Consider the following 20,218-nt stretch of genomic DNA (forward strand, 5'->3'; position numbering starts at 1 on the left):
AGGAATGAAGATGTCAGATGCAGGTGGCGGCAGCAACTTCGAACTCGATCTCGATGCCGGTTACAAGCACACCGACACGGTCTCGGAGATCATCGACTCGCTGCGGTCGACGCTCCGGACCATCACCAACGAGGTCGAGACCGCCAAGGCGTCCTGGAAGGGCGATGCGTTCTCCTCGTTCCACTCCACCTCGGTCGAGTGGGACAGCGAGGCGACCCGCCTCAATCAGAAGCTCAACGAACTCGGGGAGACGCTGAGCGGCACCGTGTTCAAGGGCTCGGACTCGGCCAACCAGGACATCGCGAGCAGCTTCGCCGGCATCCACGCCGGTGGCCTGAACCTCTGATCTCGCACCAACCAGAAAGGACGTCGACATGTCTGCACCGATTCAGTACGGCTTCGCCCAGATCGCAGCGCTCGCCGATGCGCTCGAGCAGAACGGCAAGAACCTCATCACCCAGACCGAGACCCTGGAGTCCGCGGTCAAGCAGCTGAGCGGCACCTTCACCGGTGGTGCTCAGGCGGCGTACGACGCGAAGATCGCCGCATGGAAGTCGGAGATGTCCGACACCCAGGACATCCTGCACCGCATCGCCACCGCCGTCCGTGACGGTGGCAACCACATGCAGACCGTGGATGGCCAGAACGCCAACGCCATCCAGTCGGCCTGATCGACAGGTCTCGTCACGCCCGGTGCGCCCGCCGACCACGAGGTCGGCGGGCGCATCGTCGTCTCGGGGTGATGGTGACGAGCGGTTGGGACAGACGCTGACCCTGCAGCGCCCGCGTGTCAGCGCCGGCGGGCGACGCGGAGCACACGGTCCGGAGCGTTGAGAGACGCACCGATGTACTGCATCTCGTCCTCGGTCGCGACCATCACGATCTGATCGGTCTCGCTGCCGCTGCGCACCGTGACCCTCGGGCCGGCGTCGGCGTTCTGGATCAAGGAGACGTCGGCGCCCGGGGTGGTGGCCAGGCCTGCCGCGGTGACCGTGATGATCGTGACCTCCGCGCTGACACCTTCACTGGCGACGCCGTCGTGTACCAGTACCGAATAGCCTTGGCGTCTACCGGCGATCTGGGACCCCGCTGCTGCGCCGGCGACCGACAGCACCTGGGGATCGCCGATCGAATGGGCCATCGGCATCCAGTGCGCAGGACGGTCCGTGTAGACCATCACTCGTGCCCCGAGCGCGATCGCCCGGAGCACCACCTGCTGGGAGAGATGCAGTGTCCCGGCGATCTCGACCGTTCGGACGTTGGATCCCACCAGAGAGAGCGCCACCGCCCGGCCTTGATCGTCGGCACCGATCAGCTGACCACAGCCTGCAGCCGGAAGTGCCAGAGTGGCCAACGAATCACGGTCGGTGAGGTACTCCAGGAAAGCTCGGTCGGCGAACGGGTCGGCCAACGGCAGGCCCGCGAGGAAAGCATCCAGTTGGCGGCCGTTGCACGGATGGAAGCCGTCCGGTACGGGCACCTCGTCGGTCGACAGTGTGGTGAAACGGGCGAGGCCGCTCACGTGTACGTCTTCGGTATCGCCTGCTGCAGGCCGGATGTGGAGAGTCAGCGAGGTACTCAGACTCGGGACCGTCCATGGTGCGCCCAGTCCCGGCTCGGCGAGCGCCGCGGCATCGAGACGGAACACCCGGGCGGTCGTCGGACCCGCGTCCACGTGATCCCACGACTCCGCGAGAGATCCGGGCTGGGTGCCCTCCATCAACGAACCGAACACGGAGTTGATCTCCGCCGCAGTCAGGATGGTGGCGGCATGCCCCTTGGCCGACAGTCGGTTGGCGATCCGACGGGTGGCGACCACCGCGGTCTTGATGACGCCTGTCGACCCGCTGCCGCGCCGCTCGATGGCGTCGGCGTTGGCGAGCGGATCGAGGCGGAGAACGACTGTCACCGAACGGAACGCAGTCGCCGGTAGTGGCCCCAGGATGTTGCCGTAGATGCGCGCGATGTTGCTGGTGCCGTACGCACGCGACCCGTGACTGACGATGTCGGCCGACTCCAACGCGATGTCGAACTGATGCAGGCATTCGGCGATCAGATCGAGTGGGACGACGTCGTCGGTGATGGTCCGGCCGGGGGCGAATCGCGTCAGTGCACGCGGATTCGACTCGATCCGGATCATCGTGATGACGCGGTCGCCATCCCATCGCAGGCCGCAACTGCCACCTTCGGCGAGGGGGACGTCGAACGGTGGCTCGAACACGAGTTCCGGTGTGCGGAGCCTGCGAAGCAGATATCCGGTTCGCGCGCCTGTCAGTCGAACGAATGACATTCCGGACCGGCGCGCAAGCGCTGGGACCGCGAGTACGGCACCGACGATGACGCCGATCCACCAGGGTTTGCCGAAGACCGCGGCCACCACCGTGGCAACGAGGACCACGAGCTCCGCGGTGACCAGTGCGGGAACGGGCATCCATCGGTTGGCCCAGAAGGTGTCGGGAGTGCGGACGCGAAATGCTGCCGGCTGTGTCACTGCGCGTTTCCCCCCGTACGCATCGACGGCGTTGACCATGAGTACGGTACCGTGCACCACGAGGACACGGGCTGAGGGGAGGTCGTGGTGCCGGCCCAGTTGACTACTCGCCAGCAGGTCAGTGGCTACCGCTTCCTGTTGCGCCGACTCGAGCACGCGCTGATGCGTCGCGACGTCCGGATGCTGCATGATCCGATGCGATCGCACTTCCGCGCAGTGATCGTCGGAATCGCCCTGTCGCTCTTGCTGACGGGCGGATGCGCCGTCTACGGACTGATCAAGCCCGCAGGGTCGGTCGGTGACGGCCACATCATCGTCGGCAAGGATTCCGGTGGGCTGTTCGTGCTCATCGACGACACCCTCCACCCCGTCCTGAATCTGGCATCCGCCCGCCTCATCATCGGCAGCCCCGAGAAGCCGACATCGGTCTCGGACGGCAAGCTCTCGTCGTACAAGCGCGGACCGCTCGTCGGCATTCCGGGTGCGCCCCAGAGTCTCCCGGGCCCAGCCGACTCGGGCCACTCGTACTGGACGGTCTGTGACACGGTGGTGGTCACCAGCGGCTCCAGCTCGCTGGCGGGTGGCGTCCGGACCGCGGTGTCGGCGACCGAACCGGACACCGGAACCGGCAGCCGCGCGCTGTCTGCGGCCGAGGGGCTCCTGGTGCGCAGTGGTGAATCCACCTACCTGCTGGACGACGGACGGCGGTACCTGGTCGACACCGACGATGTGGCCGTCACCCGCGCGCTGGGACTCTCAGAGGCCGACGAGCGGCCGGTGAGTACCGGAATGCTCAACGCGTTCCCTGAGGCGGACGAGCTGACGACCCCGGAGATCAGCGGCCGCGGTGCGACCTCGACAACCGGACTCGGCGCCATCGGATCGATCATCCAGGTTCCGGGAGTGGGCGATTCGGCCCCGACCTTGTACGTGGTGCTGCGCGACGGAATACAGCCGGTGACCCAGTTGGCGGCCGACGTGATCCGGTACTCGGACACGGCGGGGGGCGGCGAGACACGGTCGGTCGCGCCTGCCGTCATCAACGACATCGCGCAGCGAGATGTGCTTCCGGTCCGCGATTTCCCGGCGGTGGCCCCGACGATCATCGGCCAGCAATCGGCACCGGTCGGCTGTCTGGCGTGGGACAAGGGCGCGGAGAACGAGCCGGCGAAGCTGCGTGTACTGGCCGGGACCGCTTTGCCGCTACCCGATGACCGGGAGCCGGTCGCGCTCGCGACCAGCGACGGCTCCGGGCCGGGCGTCGACGAGGCGTACATCCCCCCGAGCAGCGGCAGCTACGTGACCACGACGGGTAGTGATCCGTCGTCGCCGAGGCGGGCATCACTGATGTACATCAGCGATGCGGGGGTGCGCTACGCCGTCATCGATCCCTCGACCGGCAAGGCGCTGGGTCTGGGGGAGTCGCCGCAGGTCGCGCCGTGGCCGATCGTCGGCCTGTTGCCCACCGGACCCGAACTCTCACAGCACAATGCATTGGTCGAGCGGGATTCGGTGGTGTCGGATCAGCGGGGTGCGGTGATCCAGGTGGAGCAACCCGGCGGCTGATCTCACGCGACGTCATCTCGAAGACGCGACCTCAGTCGAGGTCGCGGGAAGGAGATGAGGTCGCGGTATCGCCGCGAGGCGGTCGGCTGATCGTGACGTGCAACGATCGGGGTCACTCCTTGATGACGACCGGCGCCGCCTTGACCGGGACGCCCAGGATCGCCTCACCGTTCCGTGTGGTCTGCAGGAACTTGTTGGCCTTGTGCTCCTTGTCCTCGCCACCGGCCCCGCGTCCACCGCCGGCGCCGCCGCCACCCATCGGCATGCCCGACGACGCCGAAGCGCCACGACCGGCCATCGCGCGCTCCAGTGCGCCGGCCTCCTTGAGGCCCTTGGCAAGCGAGGTCTCGCGACCGGCGAGGGACTCGGTGGCCCGGGCGCCGAGTGGGGAGGAACCACCGCTCGCGCCGCCTCCGCCGCCACCCTTGGCGCCCCCGCCTGCACCTCCGCCGCCGCCACCCTTACCGAGGTTGCCTGCTTTCTTCTTGGCGTCCTCGACTGCCTTCTGGAGTGACGTGAGGCCGGCCGGCTTGTTGCTCAGTGCACGCTTCTGCGCGTCGGTGATCGACTTCTGGGCCTGCTTGGCGGCATTCTGCGCTTGCGAGAGCGCACTCTGGCCGAGGCCTGACACCTGCTGCATGCCTTGCGATGCGGCGTTGCCGAGGGGGTTGCTGCCACCGCCCGCCGACTGACCGCCGGCCTTCACCGGCATCGCCGCGAACTGGCCGATGTCGGGGACCTTTCCCGCGCCGCTGCCGCCGCTGGCCCCACCGAACGAACCTCCGCCACCGCCGCCGGGAGCGCCACCGCCGCCTCCGCCACCTCCCGGACCGGCGCCACCGGGAGCGCCGGGTGGGAGTGACGGCGCTGGATCGTTGGCACCGACGAAGAACGGCACGTTCCGGTCCGACTCTTGGATGCCAGGGTCGAACGTCTGCTTCATCACGCCTTGGGTCCGCTCATCAGCCGCTTTCTCTGCCGCCGTGAAGATGCCCTCGTAGAACGTTCGTGTCGCCTCACTGCTGTCCACGCTCGAGTAGACCCCGGCGCGTGTCCCGGTCCGTGTGTCCACCTGCCAGGTGAGCCCGTTCTTGCCGTGCTCGCCGTTCAACGTAACGGTCACGTGCTTGTTGGATGCTGTCCCGTCGATGTCCTGGTTGTTCATGATGTCCTCGACGTACTTGCGGACTTCCTCCGGCGTCGGCAGGCTGAACTTGGTGCTGTCGAGTGTGCTCGACAGACCTGCAAGATTCGACTTCATCGTGCTTATCGCTGCGTTCAGCGATTCGCCCTTGGCGACATACGCTTTGGTCACCTGATCCGCAGCCGCTGCGCCCGACCCGCTCCATTGGTTTGCCAGGACGGTCGCCATCCCGTTCTGCATGCCTTTGAAACCCGCGTCCATCTCGCGCCGGATCGTGTCCCACGCCTCGCCGACAGCGCCGACATTTCCCGGATCGAGGGCCAGCGAGTTGTCGTAGATCCAGAACCACTTCTTGCCGTCCCATGGATCGAGCACATCGAGGACGCGACCATCGTCGAGGTTGACCCCCTGCGGGATCTGTTGAGGGGTGCGCCGTGGTGGGTCCCTGCGCTCAGGGTTGAACGGATTCTGTGCGACGGCCTCGTCGCTGCTGATGTCGTCGCCACCGCTCACGTCATTTCCCCCCGGGCGAGTCGCTTATATTGGTCTTCGGGACAGAGTTCGCTCGCAGGTTAGAGTACTTCAACTTCCGTAGGCCGGGATCGTTCGAGAAGGTGAATCGCGATGAACGACTCGAGATGGCGCGCAGACGTACTGGGCACGGTGACAGCCCAACAGGTCTCGGTCTTCTGCGAGATGTGGGGGCAGCCGTGGATGCCGTACCCGCTGGAGGCGCTTGCTCGCAGGGTGTCCACCGAGTCCCTGCAGCGCCGCCGAATCGACATCAGGAATCGCTTCGAGTCGTTCCCGCCGTTGGTATTCGAGGAGTGGGCCAGAACTTCGATCCTGCCTGACCTGCGGGTCGAAGCGATGGTCATCGATGTGAACCCGGCAGGAGACAACCAATCCGGCCTACTCATCAACGCTGTGCGGCGGAACGATTTCGGGTTCCTTGCCACTCAGCGGTACGACGAGTCTGCTGACGAGTCGAGCGACATCACGGTTCGGCAGATGCAGGCCGTGGACCTGGGTCGTGCAATCGTGGACGTGCTGCCGAAAGTCGCCGTGAGCAAGCCGTTGGCGGACGTGAATCCACCGTCCGTCGACCCGAGATCGCGGTCGGTGCTCGACGACACACCGTCGCCGCCCCCGTGGAGGTCTCCCCTGGACGGCGCGCGTGGACTGCATTCGGGGTTCCTGCAGGTGCGTGACGGTCGAGACGCCGAACGCCACCTCGACGTAGGTGTTCCGCGCCTGTTGTGGGCCGATTTCGCCGAGCACGGACGATATGTGTTGACAGGACAAGGCATGACCGCCGTGGATGACGCTGAACTGAAGCGTCTGATCGACGCGATGATCGGCGAGCGGGTTCAAGCGATTCGACAACGACGCGGTGGATGACGTCACGGAGTCGACCGCCACGCCCACCCGACCGATCCTCGTCTGGTAGCGCGAACTGCGGGCGGGTACGGTCGTCGTATGCAGCCAGAGTCGGGAAGGGTGCGGGTGGGGGAGCCAGGGTCGTGACCGGGCCGCCCCCGCCGCCAGGGCCGTATTTCCCGCCGCCGGATAGCGCGGCCGGTCCGTTCCAGCAGCCGAACGTTCCTCACCAGCGGGGTGGAGGCAGCTCGGAGCCACCGCGCCGCCGCTGGGCTTGGTTTGTTCTAGCCGGTGTTGTCGTCGTGGTCGTCGTCGTGGCGGTCGTCGCCATGGTTGTCGCGGCCTCCGATGGTTCCGAGTCCGACACAGCATCTGGTTCCTCGCCATCGCTACTCGGTCCCGAGGGGACCCTCACCGTTCCAGCTAGTCAGAATCCGCTGCCTGCGGACCAACTGTGGAATCCCAGTCAGCTACCAGACTCTGTTTTCTCGGAGATGCAGTTCGCGCGACGTGTCACCGAGCGTTGTGACTTCCTGGCAGGAGTGAGGTCATGCGACTGGGGGACTGTGCCGACCGCGCCGGCCGGTTACGGTGGCTATGTCTATTCGACCCGCTATTCGCTGGACGAGGTACGCCGGATGCCCAACTTCACCGATTTCTCCGACACTGTGGTCGACGGGCGACGGGCAGTGAAGTACACCCCCGTCGGCAAAGGTTTCGTCGAGCGGTGTGACATCGCGTGGGGCACCAGCTTCGGGTCGATCTGGGTCACGATAGCCAGATCGAGTTCGGTGAGCGGAGCGATCGACAACTGCGGCCTCGTCGAGAAGTGGGCGAGGCTGGTGTATCGAAACGCCCCCAAATGATCAGCACCGCCGCTTGAACAGACTCGTCGAAACTCTTCATCTCTGACCACCAGACAGGAGCCGAACCATGACGACCATCGAGAGGCCTGACCACTCGGCGAGCCAGTTCACGCAGATCAACGACGCGGCAAACTCTGCGGCCGGTGCCGCTCGTGACGGCGACCTGCGTCTCGAACCCGACGCCGCCGCCAACGCGGCGAAGGCGAGCGCTCTTCTGCTCCATTCACTTCAGGCAGCCAAGCGAAACATCGATCGGATCTCTCAGATCCCTGGACTCAACGGCTATGACTCGGACCGGCGCCTCCGGACTGAACGACTGGAGAAGAAGGCACATGGGGGCCCGGGGTCACTCGAGAAGATTCTCGATGAGCACATCGCCTCGATCACGGCACTCCGCGACCTGTACATCGCGGCTGGAAAGGCCTACCAGGACACCGACTTCGACGGCAAGAAGCATTTCGACGCCATCGATTTCAACAATTTGACGGTGCAAACCGTCGACCCGACGACAGGCCAGCCATCGGGGAATTTCATCCCGGTGGTCGCTCCCGCACCCAGCGGGTCCTGACGATGGCCGGTCAGGCCAGTTCACAGGCCGATCTGTAGATCTAGCCGACCCTCTCCACCCGATCCAGCCCGACCTCGGGCACCTCGTCGACGATCGTGACGACCGCATAGCAGAGCGACGCGGCAAGTCCGGTGGCGCCGACCAGGATTCGGTCGCCGACCTTCAGCCGCCCCTGTGTCGCGAGGTAGGCGAGGCCGGCGGCGTGGTCGCTCACCGACAGATGGCCGGTCGAGCGTCCGAAGGTGTCGACATCCTCCGGGATCTCCAGCTGCAGATGCTTGGTGATGAACGTCGCCGCAGTCGGGGTCGTCGAGAACCCCGGCAGGAACCAGGTGATGTCCTCGGGCGAGACGTGTGCCTCGTCGAGTGCCGCTGTCGCGGTGCGCAACGCGGTGCGCACCATCTGAAAGCTCAGTGCTCGCAACCACTGGGCGTGCTCGGCAACCGCACCGGTGATCGCATGCACCTCCTCGACCGTCGGCACCGACAGCGGCACGGGGAAGGGCCTGCCGGGCAGCCGGAACGCCTCCTCGAACTCGGGCACCGCCGCAGAGACCACGGCATCGACCCGGGCGAAACCGCCGGAGTTGTTGACCACCAATGCATGTCCGGCATCTCCGGGTAGCGGCATCGCGCGGACTGCCGCCAGATGATGGCGGACCCATTCGAATCGGTCGTACCAGTAGTGGTTGTCGGCGCCGGTGACGAGAACTGCAGTCGGCTCGGATCGGCCGGACACCGTCGAGGCGGCGACTCCGAGCGCGGCGAGCCCGCCGCTGCAGGCCTGGCGGAGTTCGAAAGCACTTCCGTGGTCGCCGATGGTGTGCCGCTGCACATAGTGGTGTCCCGGCCACATGATGCTGCCCTGCACCGATCCCGCCGCATGGACGACGGAGCCGATCGTTCGTGCGTCGGTGGAACTCATCGCGATCGCGGCTCGACCGGCCGCCACGGCCATGTCCGCGGGAGCGATGTCGCCGGCTTCGGCGACGCCGGTCCAGCCCCAAGAATTCATCTCATCGGATGACAGCTGACCGACCGACACCGCCTCGGTCAGTGCCCGGCTGCGCGGCAGGTAGACGCCCAGGCCGTCGATGTACACATCCGCGTAGCGCATCGATACGAGTCGTCAGAGCTGGAAGGCGACATCGTCGGCACCGGCGACGTCATTTGTGGCGTGCGTCGGCAATGCCGCCACCAGCGCGCGGTGGTCAGCGGCGCTGATGCCGTCGGTCGCCAGCGCGGCGTCGATTGCCTCGACGAGCCCGGTCACGTCGTCGTCGAGCACCCAGTCGATGTAGCGGGGGAGCACGGAGGTGAGTGCCGCGTACCTTCGGGCTCGGCCGAGGGAACGGAGAGCCTCGGTCAGTGTGGTCGGCTCAGCGGTGGCGATGAGCCCGTCGGCAATGGCCGCCCGGAGCGCGTCGTCGTGGTCACCAGAGGAATCTGCAGCGCGGATGTGTTGTGCCGCATCGATGTACCAATCGCGGGCGGCGAGCGGATCGTCGGCTGCCCGAGCCGACGCCGCAGCCGCGACCAGTGCGGTGGGCAGGAAGTCGGCGACCAGTTCCCGGTCGGAGTCGGCGGCCCATCGGAGGGCCTCGCGGTCCCATCCCAGCCGGGTGTCGGGATCGGGTTGCGCCCGCGCCAGATGATGCGCGGCGATGCAACGTTCGTGAGCTGCCTCGGCAGCTTCCCATGCGGCCCGATAGGCCGATTCGGCATCGGCGAACAGGCCGACACGCTCGGCCTCCACACCGTCCGCCACCAACGCGGCGACGTCATCGGATCGATCCACTCTGGCCCCGTCCCTCGCGTCCCGGACTCGCTTGGCCGGTAGTCTATCCACGCGACGACGACGAAGCGGGGGGACCATGTCCGGAGATGCCGCACCCACCGCGGCGCAGGTGCCGGGGGACCGCGGGGCCGATCGTGCCGCCGCTGCTGCCGCGTGGGAGTCCTCGACCGGGCCCGCAGATCGATCCCGGATCGCCCTCGCTCTGGCCGACCTCTCGACCGACGACGATGAACGGTTGGACTGGGCCCGGCAGGCGGTCGCCGCAGCGTCTGATGCCGACTACGCAACCGTTCGGGATCAGCTGGTGACTTTGTACACGACGCTGGCCGATGCCTATCGCCGCGCGGGGGACGACGCGACGGCGCAGCGACACTTCCTGACAGCAGCCGACACCGCCGACGCGTTGGAGTCGGCCGGGACTCCGGTGCGGGGAGCGGACTGGGCGGCCATCACCACCGGCCTGGTCGCCTCCGGCTTCGTCCCGCGCGGCGTCTCCGAGGATCTCGGCACCCTCATCGAGGCCTTGGTCTCCACCGATCGCGTCGGCGCCCTGAGCCTGTTGCTGCCCGCGGTGCATCGGTGCGCAGGCACCGACGAACAGGTCGCGAACCTCGTGAACACCCTCGAGACCCTGCTCTGGACACCGGGTCTCGTCGATCCCGAGCATCGTGCCCTGGTCGTCGCCGCAAGCGCCGTCGCCCGTCTGGAGGCGGAAGACACCGAGTCCGCACCGGTCGTCCCGGCCGCCGCATACGTCTCGCCGACAACCGAAGAGTCCGTCGACGGCATCGCTTCCGCAACGGATGCATCGACATCCGCAGAACCGGCGGCCGCCACCGCCGCCACCGACGACGTCCACTTCCGGATCTGAGGCGCAGATGGCGAACGATGAGATCAAAGAGCTGCTCGCGAACCTGATGACGGAACTCGAGGAGCAGAAGACCGAGATGTCGACGCTGCAACAGCGTCTCTCCGAGGTCATGGCCAGCGCCAACTCCAGCAACGATCTCGTCACCGCGTGGGTCAACACGAAGGGCATCCTGATCCAGTTGAAGTTCCACCCGGAGGCAGTCGAGCGGGCCGGCGGACTCGACGGGCTGGGTCGGCACGTCACCGAGGCGACGCAGAAAGCCGCCCAGCTGGCACAGGCGCAGGTGGACGAGATCATGGCGCCCACGAAGGAACGGGTGCAGGGGCTCCCGCAGATGGCGGAGATCTTCCCCGGACTGCCGGCCATCGACGACTTCATCCCCCAGCCGGTCGAACCATCCACCGCGCCACCGGATTCGCCGGATCGGTCACCGTCGGGTGCGACCGACGGCGAGGAACACTACGAGAACGTCGAGGAGCCACGGTCGGGCCGGAGGAGTACCTGGGACCAGGCCTGGTGAGCTGACCGGCCGACTGTCAGTAGTCGTCCTCGCCCAGCTTGCGCAACCGACGCCGAGGCATGGTCACCAACCACCAGACCGTTGCGACGAGCAGGCATACACCGGCTCCGCTCAATGCCACCGTCCGAGCGGTGGTGTCGGCGCGGTCGTCGGACGGCGGTGCGATGGCCCGTGCGGTCGCCGACGAACTCTGCTGTGCCGTGGTCACCGTGTCGCTCAGCGCCGCAACCGGATCGATGACGCCGTAGCCGATCGCGTCGTCGCGACCGGAACCCGGTCCGTGCGCGGTCGCGGTGATCCGGCGGATGACGTCGTCGGCCGAGATGCCGCGGTAGCGCGACTTGATCAGCGCGGCGAGACCTGCGACGTACGGTGCGGCGAAACTCGTCCCGTACAACGCGTTCGGTCCGTCCTTGCCCTCTTGGCGGTTGACCGCCTGCCCGCGGAGTCCGACACTGACGAGCTCGGTGGCCGGTGCCGCCACCGACACCCAAGGGCCGTGGATGCTGTTGGCCCAGGGGGTGCCGTTGGTCGAGTCGACACCCCCGACGGTGAGGACGTACTGCGAGTACCAGGCCGGACTCACCACGGTGTTGAGCGAATCCCAGCCGCCTGCGGTGGGATTCGCGGGATTGACCCCGGTGTTCTGCACCTTGCAGGAGTCGACGAGGTTGCCGGCGGCCGCGACGACGACCACGTTGCGACTGCGGGCGTACTGCAGCGCGGCACCGAGGGCTCGGTCGCGGAGGTCGGTGCCCGCCGATGCGCAGGCGATCTCGGAGATGTTGATGACGCCCGCACCGCGGCGCACCGCCGTGACCACCGCATGGGCCAGGGTCTGCACGTCGCCGTAACTGCTGAGGGCGATGTCGGCGGCCCCGCCACCGGCCTTGTCCTTGCGGTCCTTGACGTCGTACGACAGTGAGGTCTGGCGGATCGACAGGATGGTGGCATCCGGTGCCACCCCGGCGAATCCGTCGTCGGGGCCGGGCCGTCCCGCGATGATGCCGGCCACCATGGTGCCGTGGCCGTCGCAGTCCCTCAACCCGTCGCCGGTGCTGACGAAGTCGCCGCCGCCGATTACGCGCGCGAACCGTTTCGATGGCTGCACACCGGTGTCGATGACCGCGACGGTCACCCCCTTACCGGTGCTGTACCGCCACGCGGCCTCGACGTCCATCAACTGTTGTGCTGCCGACGGATCGCGGACGTCGGCGGCGCTGGATGCCGACGGCACACCGCATTCGACGGTCTGCTCGGTGGCCTGTGGGGGTGCGGTTCGGAAGTCGAGCACCAGATCGGACGGGCGGGGGGCGGGCGGTTGCACGGCTGCAGCCGGCCCCGCGGAAGCCCAGAGCGCGCAGATCGTCGCCACGACCGCCGTGCTGCGCCCGAGGCGCATCAGAGGTTGCGCACCGTGCTGTAGACGTCCATCACCCAGAACGTCAACGGGGCGATGATCCCGACGAGCAGGTACTCGAGGATCTCGCCGGTGCGCTTGATGACCGGGGAGAAGTCCTGTCTCGGTGCGACGACGCCACACAGCAGCGCGAGGACGGCCAGCCCGAGGATGGTGCCGAACGCGATGAACACCCACACCCCGTCGTCGATGGCGAGACCGGCCATCAGAGCGGTGAACAGCACGGCGCCCGCACCGACGAGGGTCCCGGTCTGCGCGATGTCGCTGTGCGCACGCCCACGCAGTGCGAGGACGACGGCAATGATGATGGCGAGGGCACTACTGCGCCAGTCGAATCCGCTCAGCGGAGCTGCGGCGAGCAGGGCACCCACCACTGCGAGTGACGCGGTACCGAGCACGATGCCGGTCAGGTACTGGTTTGCGGTGTAGGCGCGACGCTCGAGCGCCGCGGCGGACGGCAATGCCATCGCGCCGATGGCACCGATGCCCTCGATCGTCGGCCGGACGTCGGCGTCGACGGGGTCGATCGGCCCGCCAGATGTCGGCACCGGCGGTAGGGGCAGCCGCGCCAGTGCGATGGTGAAACGCGGCGCCAGGAGCACGCACAGGGTGGCGATCGCGGCCAGCGCGGCACCGACATCGGCGACGTCGCTGCCCCAGATCGTCACGACACCGGCTGCGATCACGCCGCCGAGTGAGGCGAAGATGACCGCGCTGTGCACCAGGGGGCCGACTGCGGTCAACCGGTAGACGATCACTGCCGTCACCAGTGATGCCGCGCAGGCGAAGGTGAGGTGCGGGGCGCCGAAACCGTGCGGTGTCAGCAGTAGCGCGCCGGCGAAGACGAGCGGCTGGGCGCAGAACGCCAGCACGGTGGCGGTCGAGGTGTCGTCGTAGGAGCGCGCCACGATTGCTGCGGCGACCACGAACCCGACCGCCAGCAGTGCACTGACCGCACCGGGAATCCACGAGTCGAACTCGAGGCGGGAGGTCGCCAGCACCCCGGCGGCCACGGTGGTCGCGATCATCGCCACCACATGTCCCATCACGCGGGCGGCGCGCGGAGACCAGGTGACGAAACGAGATTCATTCAATCGACCGACAGCATCGAGGACATCGTCGAACAACGCAGGCGTCTCTCGTGAGACCACCGACTTCAGGACGAGGAGATCGCCGTCGAGGATCTGCGCCTCGTTGAGGGTGCGATGGGAGTCGATCGGGTCCTGGCCGACCTTGCTCAGCGTCCAGTGCTCGCGCTTGTCCTCGTCGGACGACTCGTCGTCGGGCCGGCGCGGCGTACGGGATTCGACCAATCGCACCAGGTCAGGGAGGAGGGCAGCCAGCGGTGTCGACGACGGCAACGCGACGTCGACCTGAGTGTTGCCGCCGATGACCGATATCCGTGTCAGATCGGGTTCGCCGGTACGTGCTTCTTGATCGAGTTCGGCGAGTGGATCCTCGATCGTCATGTGCTCCTCACCCCCAAGGTGCGCGCATCCGTGGGGCGTGGTCCCCGACCCCGGTCGTGTAGGCAATCTACCGGATTCTGACTAGCATCCCAGCGGTAGGTAGAGCCGCCGGTGACGTAAGGGGGAACATGGCGACCACCGGGTTCGTGCGCAAGCCGAGGATCTCTCCGCCGCGTGCTCCAGGCGGTGAGGTCGCGGTCCAGCCGCCGCCGGACGTCCCTCGGGTCATCCCCGGCAGCATCATGATGAAGATGTTGCCGGTCATCATGATCCTGGCGGTGATCGGCATGATCGCGGTGATGTTCACCGTCGGTGGGCGCTCGTTGCTGACCAACCCGATGATGATGATGTTCCCGATGATCATGATCCTCTCCACGGTCGGCATGTTCATGGGCGGCGGTCGGTCGGGTGGCAAGAAGTCCGCCGAACTGAACGAGGAACGCAAGGACTACTTCCGCTACCTCGCGCAGCTCCGCGACGACGTCACCGCAACGGGGACCGCGCAGCGTCGGGCGCTGGAATGGAGTCATCCCGAGCCGAAGTCGTTGCAGAGCGTGATCGGCAGTCGACGGATGTGGGAGCGCCGACCAGGTGATCACGACTTCGGTCACGTCCGCGTCGGGGTCGGTAGTCAGCGCCTCGCCTCGCGGCTGATGCCTCCGGAGACCGGACCGCTCGAGGACCTCGAGCCCGTCTCGACTGTCGCGCTGCGGCGTTTCGTCCGCACCTATTCGGTGGTGCACCGACTTCCCACCGCGGTCTCGTTGCGCGGCTTCCCGGCCATCAGCGTCGAGGGGATGCGCCAGGAGACCCGGTCCCTGGCTCGCTCGATGGTGATGGAGCTCTGCGCATTCCACGGTCCCGACCACCTGCGTGTGGCGATCGTGTGCGCCGACCCCGAGTCCGAATCCTGGTCGTGGACCAAATGGATACCGCACATCCACCATCCGACTCGTCGCGATGCCGTCGCCCCCGAGCGCATGCTCTACGGATCGGTCGCCGAACTCGAGGAGGCCATCGCAGGCGATCTCCTCGATCGCGGCCGCTTCTCCCGGACCACGCCGCCGACACCAGGTCGAGTCCACTACGTGCTGATCATCGACGACGGTTACGTGAACGGCGACGAACGGCTGATCAGCGACGCCGGGATGGACGGGGTCTCGGTCATCGATCTCACCGCCGCCCCCGACGGCCTCGCCGCCCGTCGCGGTCTCCAGCTGGTGGTGTCCGACGGGACCATCGCCGCCCGCAGTGCGATGGGTGTGGAGACGTTCGCCGACATCGACACGGTCTCGGTGCCGGATGCGGAGGCGTTCGGTCGCGCGATGTCTCGGTACCGGATCGCCACCGCCGCCCAGATCGTCAGCCTCGAGCAGGACAGCTCTCCGGTCGACCCCGGTCTCATGGCACTGCTGAAGATCCCCGATGCCAACCGCATCGATCCGGCCGTGGTGTGGCGTCCGCGGACGCCGCGCGAACGACTGCGTGTGCCGGTCGGCATCTCGCAGAACGGGAACCCGGTCGAGCTCGATCTGAAGGAAGCCGCGGAGAACGGCATGGGGCCGCACGGCCTGTGCATCGGTGCCACCGGTTCGGGCAAGTCAGAGTTCCTGCGGACGCTCGTACTGTCGCTGGTCGCCACGCACTCGCCCGACGCCCTCAACCTCGTGCTCGTCGACTTCAAAGGTGGTGCAACGTTCCTCGGTCTCGACGACGCGCCACACGTCGCCGCGGTCATCACCAACCTCGAGGACGAACTCTCGATGGTCGACCGTATGAAGGACGCGCTGTCGGGTGAGATGAACCGGCGCCAGGAGCTGCTGCGTTCGGCAGGCAACTTCGCGAACGTCGGCGACTATGAACGCGCCCGTGCGGCCGGTCAGCCACTGGATCCGCTCCCGGCGCTGTTCATCGTCGTCGACGAGTTCTCCGAACTGCTCTCGCAGAAACCCGATTTCGCGGAACTCTTCGTGGCGATCGGGCGACTCGGGCGATCGCTGCACATGCATCTGCTCCTCGCGTCGCAGCGCCTCGAGGAGGGCAAACTCCGTGGTCTCGACAGCCACCTCTCCTATCGTATCGGTCTGAAGACGTTCTCGGCCAACGAGTCCCGCACGGTCCTCGGTGTGCCCGACGCATACCACCTGCCCAGTGTCCCGGGTTCGGCCTACCTCAAATGCGACTCGGCCGACCCGATCCGATTCAACGGCAGCTACGTGTCGGGCAAGTACACGACGCCCGACACGGTCGAACCGACGGTCGTCGCCCGGCACGGGCAGAGCGGGATGAAGGTCTTCACCGCGGGTCGGGTCGCGGTCGATCGGGACCCGATCGAGCCGGACGGTGCCGGATCGTCGGTGTTGGCCGGACTGCCGTCGCTGGAAGAGCTCGAGGCGCCGATGAAGCCGTCGGTCGGTCCGACGCTTCTCGACGTGGTGGTCTCCAAGCTCGCCGGTCACGGTCGGGCCGCCCACGAGGTGTGGTTGCCGCCGCTGGAGGAGTCGCCGACCGTCGACATGCTGGTGCCCGGTGCGGGATGGCGCGAGAGCGTGAACACCCTGGGAAACCTGCACATCCCGCTGGGTGTGGTCGATCGACCGTACGACCAGCGCCGCGACGTGTTGGTGCTCGATGTCGCGGGAGCGGCCGGCAATGTCGCGGTGGTCGGTGGCCCGCAGTCGGGCAAGTCGACGTCGGTGCGGACCCTGATCATGGCGTCGGCCGCCACCCACACGCCGGAGCAGGTGCAGTTCTACTGTCTCGACCTCGGCGGCGGAACACTCGCCGGCCTCTCCGACCTCCCGCACGTCGGTTCGGTCGCCACCCGCTCCGACGCCGACGGAGTCCGACGCACGGTCGCCGAACTCGCCACCCTCCTTCGGGAGCGTGAGGAGCGGTTCCGGGCACTCGGGTTGGAGAGCATGCGGGACTTCCGCAAGCGCAAGGCATCCCTGTTCGCCGGTGCCCGACCGACATCGGACGACCCGATCGCGGCCGATCCCTTCGGTGACGTCTTCCTGGTCATCGACGGCTGGGCGGCGTTCCGCGCGGACTTCGAGCCGCTCGAGATGACGGTCACGACCCTGATCAACCAGGGGTTGACCTATGGCATCCACGTCGTGTTGACGGCATCGCGATGGGGTGAGATCCGCCCGGCCATCAAGGATCTGATCGGTTCACGACTGGAGCTGCGGCTCGGAGACCCGATGGAATCCGACATGGCTCGTAAGATCGCCGCCCTGGTCCCCACGAACCGCCCGGGGCGCGGCATCACTGCCGAGGCGCTGCATCTGCTGGTCGGACTCCCGCGGCTGGACGGCGACAGCGACCCGGAGACGTTGACCGAGGCGGTCGCGTGGTCGGTCGGTCAGCTCCAGGAGATCTATCAGGGACGATCGGCACGCAAGGTGCGCAAGCTGAGCCTGGAACTCGACCGATCCGAGATGTTCGCGCAGGCACAGTCGATCGGGATGACCTTCTCGCCGTCGCGGATCCCGGTGGGGTTGGGGGAGAACGAGCTCAAGCCCCTGGTCCTCGACTTCGATGCGCAGCCGCTGCTGTTCGCCTTCGCCGACAACGAGAGCGGCAAGACCACGCTGCTGCGCAACATCGCGATGGGGTTGATGGAGAACGGCGACTCCACCCAGAACAAGATCGTGCTGGTGGACTACCGGCGCACGATGCTCGGTGTGGTCACCGGCGATCACCTGGCCGGCTACGCGACGTCGTCACAGGCCCTGGGGCCGATGATCAAGCAGCTCGGCGAGTTCTTGTCGCGCCGTCTCCCGCCGCCGGATCTGACCGTCCAGCAGTTGCGCGACCGCAGTTGGTGGCAAGGACCGAATGTACACATCCTGGTCGACGACTACGACATGGTGGCGTCATCGTCCGCCGGTAACCCGCTGGCGGCCCTGGGCGAATTCCTGCCGTCGGCCCGGGACATCGGCCTGCGCATCGTGGTCGCGCGACGGTCGGGTGGTGCGAGCCGCGCGATGTTCGATCCCGTCATCGGCAAGCTCAAGGATCTGTCGGCCGACATCCTGCTGATGAGTGGTGACCGCGACGAGGGCAACATCGTGGGCCGCACCAAGATGCAGAAGCTGCCGCCCGGGCGTGGTGAGTTCATCTCTCGAGCACGGGGACACGAGATGGTCCAGATCTGCCATCTGCCGCCGCTGTTCGATTGACTCTCCGCTGCTCAGGTGAGCGCGGTCGGGGCCTCACCCGCGCCCGGACGGCGCGGTCTGTCTCCGATCAGAGATTGCCGCCGGCCGCCGGGGGAGCGGTGGCGTCGTCGGACTCGACGACGTTGAGTTCGCGCTCGACGAAGTTCTCCAGGTCGAACAGGTTGCCCTCGGCGCGCTCGGCGATGGTGCGCAGGGTGGTCATGGTGGCGACCTCCTCGACCTGCTCCTTGAGGAACCACTGCATGAACTGTTCGCCCAGGTAGTCGCCGTTGTCGCGGGCGGTCTTGGCGAGGTCGACGATCTGTTGGGTGACGGTCTTCTCCTGGTCCAGCGCCAGCTCGATCGGCGCCTTGTACCCGGCGAACTCGTTGATCGGGGCGGCGACGGCCGGGATCTGCACGGGCATGTCGCGATCCAGGAAGTACTGGACGATCATCATCGCGTGGTTGCGCTCTTCGACCGACTGCTTGTAGAAGTGCTTGGCCAGCTGCGGCATGTCGTGGTTGTCGTAGTATGCCGCCACTGCGATGTACTGCTGGGCGGAGGCGAACTCGTTCGCGATCTGGTCGTGGAGGAGTTCGTGGAACTTGGAGGGCTCGCTGAGTGTGGTCATGAAATCGATGGTAGGAGTACAGGATTGGTCCTGTCATCCCAGGTCAGACTAAGTATGGGGAGACTTTCCTTGCTTCGGGAGACCTCAGTTCGGTGAGGCTCCCCTGGGTGTAGGTGACCCTCAGTTGAGCACTCCGCCGGTGTTCTGCAGCAACGAATCCGGCACCTTGGTGCCGGTGCGGATGTGCTCGAAGAACTGGGTTGTGTTGTCGCCGACCACGAGTGAGTCGCCGTCGTCGGTGTACTCGCTGCCGGCCGTCGGAGTGGTGGTGGTGATCGGGTCGTCGCGCAGTGCGAAGGCGAGCCCGATGAGGTTCCAGATGTGGTCGTCGGTGTCGACGGTCAGCGAGTCGACCGCGCCGTTGACAAACGGGAACAACCGGAACGGATTGGCGATCACCGAGGGGCTCGTCGCCTTCGACATCAGCGCGCTGAGGAACTTGCGCTGGTTCACCACGCGGACCAGATCGGCATTCGGGAACGCGCGGGTGCGGACGAGCCCGAGCGCCTGCCGGCCGTCGAGATGCTGGCACCCGGCCTTCAACCGGAGGCCGGCCTTGGGGTCGACGAGCGCCTGGTTGAGGCACATGTCGATGCCGCCCACGGAGTCGACGAGGGTGTCGAACCCGCCGAATCCGATCTCGCCGTAGTGATCGATCCGGACCTTGCTGAACTGCTCGATCGTCTGCACCAGCAACTGTGGGCCGCCGAAGGTGAACGCCGAGTTGACCTTGTGGCTGCCCTGGCCGGGTATGGGCACGTACAGGTCACGCGGGATGCTGATGATCATCGGACGGCCGCTCGGCGGCTTGTGGACGAGCATGATCGTGTCGGTACGTGCGCCGTCGCTGTCGCCGGTCGACAGGGTGCGCCGCTGAGCGGCCGACAGATCTGCGCGCGAGTCGGTGCCGACGATCAGCCAGTTGGTGCCCGGGGTGTCGGCCGGGCGGCCGGAGTACGCGGTCAACGCATCGATGCGATTCAGCTTGCTGTCGTAGTAGAAGACGAGGCCGACGCTCGCGACAATGAACAGCAGGAGGACGGCGAGCAGGATCCGGCCGATCCGGAACCGTCTGCGTTTACGGGGGCGGCCGGTGCCACCTCGCTGATCGCGCCCGGGGACGGGCGGGCGCGGAGGTGCCCCGCGTGAATCCCGCTCCCGTGGGCTGGGTGAGCCGGCGGGTCGGGTGCGCCGATGCGGATCGGCGGCGGGTCGCGGCTCGCGTCCGCCCGGCATCGGCTCTGGGCGCTGTGTCGGTGCGTAGCCGGCGGCGCCTGCTCCTGCCGCCACACCGGCCCCGGCACCCCCGGCCGCAGCGGCGGGTC

The 20,218-nt window shown here is 67.0% G+C and carries 17 protein-coding genes; 9 read left to right on the forward strand and 8 right to left on the reverse strand.

What is annotated here, in order from left to right:
* The first annotated feature begins 10 nt into the window (after positions 1–10).
* Both GS4_RS15835 and GS4_RS15840 read left to right on the forward strand, forming a co-directional pair.
* The gene (locus tag GS4_RS15835; RefSeq protein WP_007622308.1) at positions 11–346 is read left to right on the forward strand and encodes a WXG100 family type VII secretion target; all 336 of its coding nucleotides are present in this window, start codon (positions 11–13) and stop codon (positions 344–346) included.
* Between the two features lie 28 nt (positions 347–374).
* Positions 375–671 (forward strand): WXG100 family type VII secretion target, encoded by a 297-nt coding sequence (locus GS4_RS15840; RefSeq protein ID WP_007622310.1) that lies wholly within the window; start codon positions 375–377, stop codon positions 669–671.
* Between the two features lie 119 nt (positions 672–790).
* Here GS4_RS15840 and eccE read toward each other — a convergent pair whose 3' ends face one another.
* On the reverse strand, positions 791–2,491 hold the full coding sequence (eccE, locus tag GS4_RS15845; protein WP_040510766.1) for a type VII secretion protein EccE: 1,701 nt from the start codon (positions 2,489–2,491) through the stop codon (positions 791–793).
* Between the two features lie 87 nt (positions 2,492–2,578).
* Between eccE and eccB the strand changes: the two genes are divergently transcribed.
* Positions 2,579–4,057, forward strand: a complete 1,479-nt coding sequence (eccB, locus tag GS4_RS15850) for a type VII secretion protein EccB (RefSeq protein ID WP_007622314.1) — start codon at positions 2,579–2,581, stop codon at positions 4,055–4,057.
* 112 nt (positions 4,058–4,169) lie between these two features.
* Here the strand turns inward: eccB and GS4_RS25645 are convergent, their stop codons facing one another.
* Positions 4,170–5,714: a hypothetical protein gene (locus GS4_RS25645; RefSeq protein WP_007622316.1), complete on the reverse strand. Its 1,545-nt coding sequence runs from the start codon at positions 5,712–5,714 to the stop codon at positions 4,170–4,172.
* 111 nt (positions 5,715–5,825) lie between these two features.
* Between GS4_RS25645 and GS4_RS15860 the strand changes: the two genes are divergently transcribed.
* The 3 genes from GS4_RS15860 (at position 5,826) to GS4_RS15870 (ending at position 8,015) form a co-directional block, all read left to right on the forward strand.
* Positions 5,826–6,602 carry a hypothetical protein gene (locus tag GS4_RS15860; protein ID WP_007622320.1) on the forward strand — a complete coding sequence of 259 codons (777 nt, stop codon included), beginning with the start codon at positions 5,826–5,828 and terminating at the stop codon, positions 6,600–6,602.
* A gap of 122 nt (positions 6,603–6,724) precedes the next feature.
* Positions 6,725–7,447: a DUF3558 domain-containing protein gene (locus tag GS4_RS15865; protein WP_157226642.1), complete on the forward strand. Its 723-nt coding sequence runs from the start codon at positions 6,725–6,727 to the stop codon at positions 7,445–7,447.
* Between the two features lie 67 nt (positions 7,448–7,514).
* Complete coding sequence (locus tag GS4_RS15870) at positions 7,515–8,015, forward strand: hypothetical protein (protein WP_007622323.1); 501 nt, start codon at positions 7,515–7,517, stop codon at positions 8,013–8,015.
* Between the two features lie 40 nt (positions 8,016–8,055).
* Here the strand turns inward: GS4_RS15870 and GS4_RS15875 are convergent, their stop codons facing one another.
* Positions 8,056–9,132: a 3-oxoacyl-[acyl-carrier-protein] synthase III C-terminal domain-containing protein gene (locus GS4_RS15875; protein WP_007622325.1), complete on the reverse strand. Its 1,077-nt coding sequence runs from the start codon at positions 9,130–9,132 to the stop codon at positions 8,056–8,058.
* Positions 9,133–9,144: 12 nt separating this feature from the next.
* Positions 9,145–9,813 (reverse strand): hypothetical protein, encoded by a 669-nt coding sequence (locus GS4_RS24855; protein ID WP_007622326.1) that lies wholly within the window; start codon positions 9,811–9,813, stop codon positions 9,145–9,147.
* A gap of 76 nt (positions 9,814–9,889) precedes the next feature.
* Between GS4_RS24855 and GS4_RS15885 the strand changes: the two genes are divergently transcribed.
* Positions 9,890–10,684, forward strand: coding sequence for a hypothetical protein (locus tag GS4_RS15885; RefSeq protein ID WP_007622329.1), 795 nt, complete (start codon positions 9,890–9,892; stop codon positions 10,682–10,684).
* A 7-nt stretch (positions 10,685–10,691) separates the two neighbouring features.
* On the forward strand, positions 10,692–11,204 hold the full coding sequence (locus GS4_RS15890; protein WP_007622331.1) for a YbaB/EbfC family nucleoid-associated protein: 513 nt from the start codon (positions 10,692–10,694) through the stop codon (positions 11,202–11,204).
* Between the two features lie 16 nt (positions 11,205–11,220).
* On the opposite strand, the gene mycP is transcribed toward GS4_RS15890, so the two are convergent.
* Positions 11,221–12,606, reverse strand: coding sequence for a type VII secretion-associated serine protease mycosin (mycP, locus tag GS4_RS15895; RefSeq protein WP_007622333.1), 1,386 nt, complete (start codon positions 12,604–12,606; stop codon positions 11,221–11,223).
* Positions 12,606–14,093 carry a type VII secretion integral membrane protein EccD gene (eccD, locus tag GS4_RS15900; protein WP_007622334.1) on the reverse strand — a complete coding sequence of 496 codons (1,488 nt, stop codon included), beginning with the start codon at positions 14,091–14,093 and terminating at the stop codon, positions 12,606–12,608. The genes mycP and eccD overlap by 1 nt, the downstream gene beginning before the upstream one ends.
* A 128-nt stretch (positions 14,094–14,221) precedes the next feature.
* On the opposite strand from eccD, the gene GS4_RS15905 reads away from it, so the two are divergent.
* Positions 14,222–18,280: a type VII secretion protein EccC gene (locus GS4_RS15905; RefSeq protein ID WP_007622336.1), complete on the forward strand. Its 4,059-nt coding sequence runs from the start codon at positions 14,222–14,224 to the stop codon at positions 18,278–18,280.
* Positions 18,281–18,347: 67 nt separating this feature from the next.
* Here the strand turns inward: GS4_RS15905 and GS4_RS15910 are convergent, their stop codons facing one another.
* Complete coding sequence (locus tag GS4_RS15910) at positions 18,348–18,893, reverse strand: ferritin (RefSeq protein WP_007622338.1); 546 nt, start codon at positions 18,891–18,893, stop codon at positions 18,348–18,350.
* A gap of 120 nt (positions 18,894–19,013) precedes the next feature.
* A partial coding sequence (locus tag GS4_RS15915; RefSeq protein WP_007622339.1) for an LCP family protein occupies positions 19,014–20,218 on the reverse strand: 1,205 nt, incomplete at its 5' end.

The organism is Gordonia soli NBRC 108243 (genome assembly GCF_000334455.1).
GTDB lineage: Bacteria > Actinomycetota > Actinomycetes > Mycobacteriales > Mycobacteriaceae > Gordonia > Gordonia soli.

Excerpts from the sequence above, each read along its gene's own strand:
- GS4_RS15835 (WP_007622308.1), top strand. The coding sequence starts at position 11 with ATGTCAGATGCAGGTGGCGGCAGCAACTTCGAACTCGATCTCGATGCC.
- GS4_RS15840 (WP_007622310.1), top strand. The coding sequence starts at position 375 with ATGTCTGCACCGATTCAGTACGGCTTCGCCCAGATCGCAGCGCTCGCC.
- GS4_RS15860 (WP_007622320.1), top strand. The coding sequence starts at position 5,826 with ATGAACGACTCGAGATGGCGCGCAGACGTACTGGGCACGGTGACAGCC.
- GS4_RS15870 (WP_007622323.1), top strand. The coding sequence starts at position 7,515 with ATGACGACCATCGAGAGGCCTGACCACTCGGCGAGCCAGTTCACGCAG.
- GS4_RS15875 (WP_007622325.1), bottom strand. The coding sequence starts at position 9,132 with ATGCGCTACGCGGATGTGTACATCGACGGCCTGGGCGTCTACCTGCCG.
- GS4_RS15885 (WP_007622329.1), top strand. The coding sequence starts at position 9,890 with ATGTCCGGAGATGCCGCACCCACCGCGGCGCAGGTGCCGGGGGACCGC.
- GS4_RS15890 (WP_007622331.1), top strand. The coding sequence starts at position 10,692 with ATGGCGAACGATGAGATCAAAGAGCTGCTCGCGAACCTGATGACGGAA.
- mycP (WP_007622333.1), bottom strand. The coding sequence starts at position 12,606 with ATGCGCCTCGGGCGCAGCACGGCGGTCGTGGCGACGATCTGCGCGCTC.
- eccD (WP_007622334.1), bottom strand. The coding sequence starts at position 14,093 with ATGACGATCGAGGATCCACTCGCCGAACTCGATCAAGAAGCACGTACC.
- GS4_RS15905 (WP_007622336.1), top strand. The coding sequence starts at position 14,222 with ATGGCGACCACCGGGTTCGTGCGCAAGCCGAGGATCTCTCCGCCGCGT.
- GS4_RS15910 (WP_007622338.1), bottom strand. The coding sequence starts at position 18,893 with ATGACCACACTCAGCGAGCCCTCCAAGTTCCACGAACTCCTCCACGAC.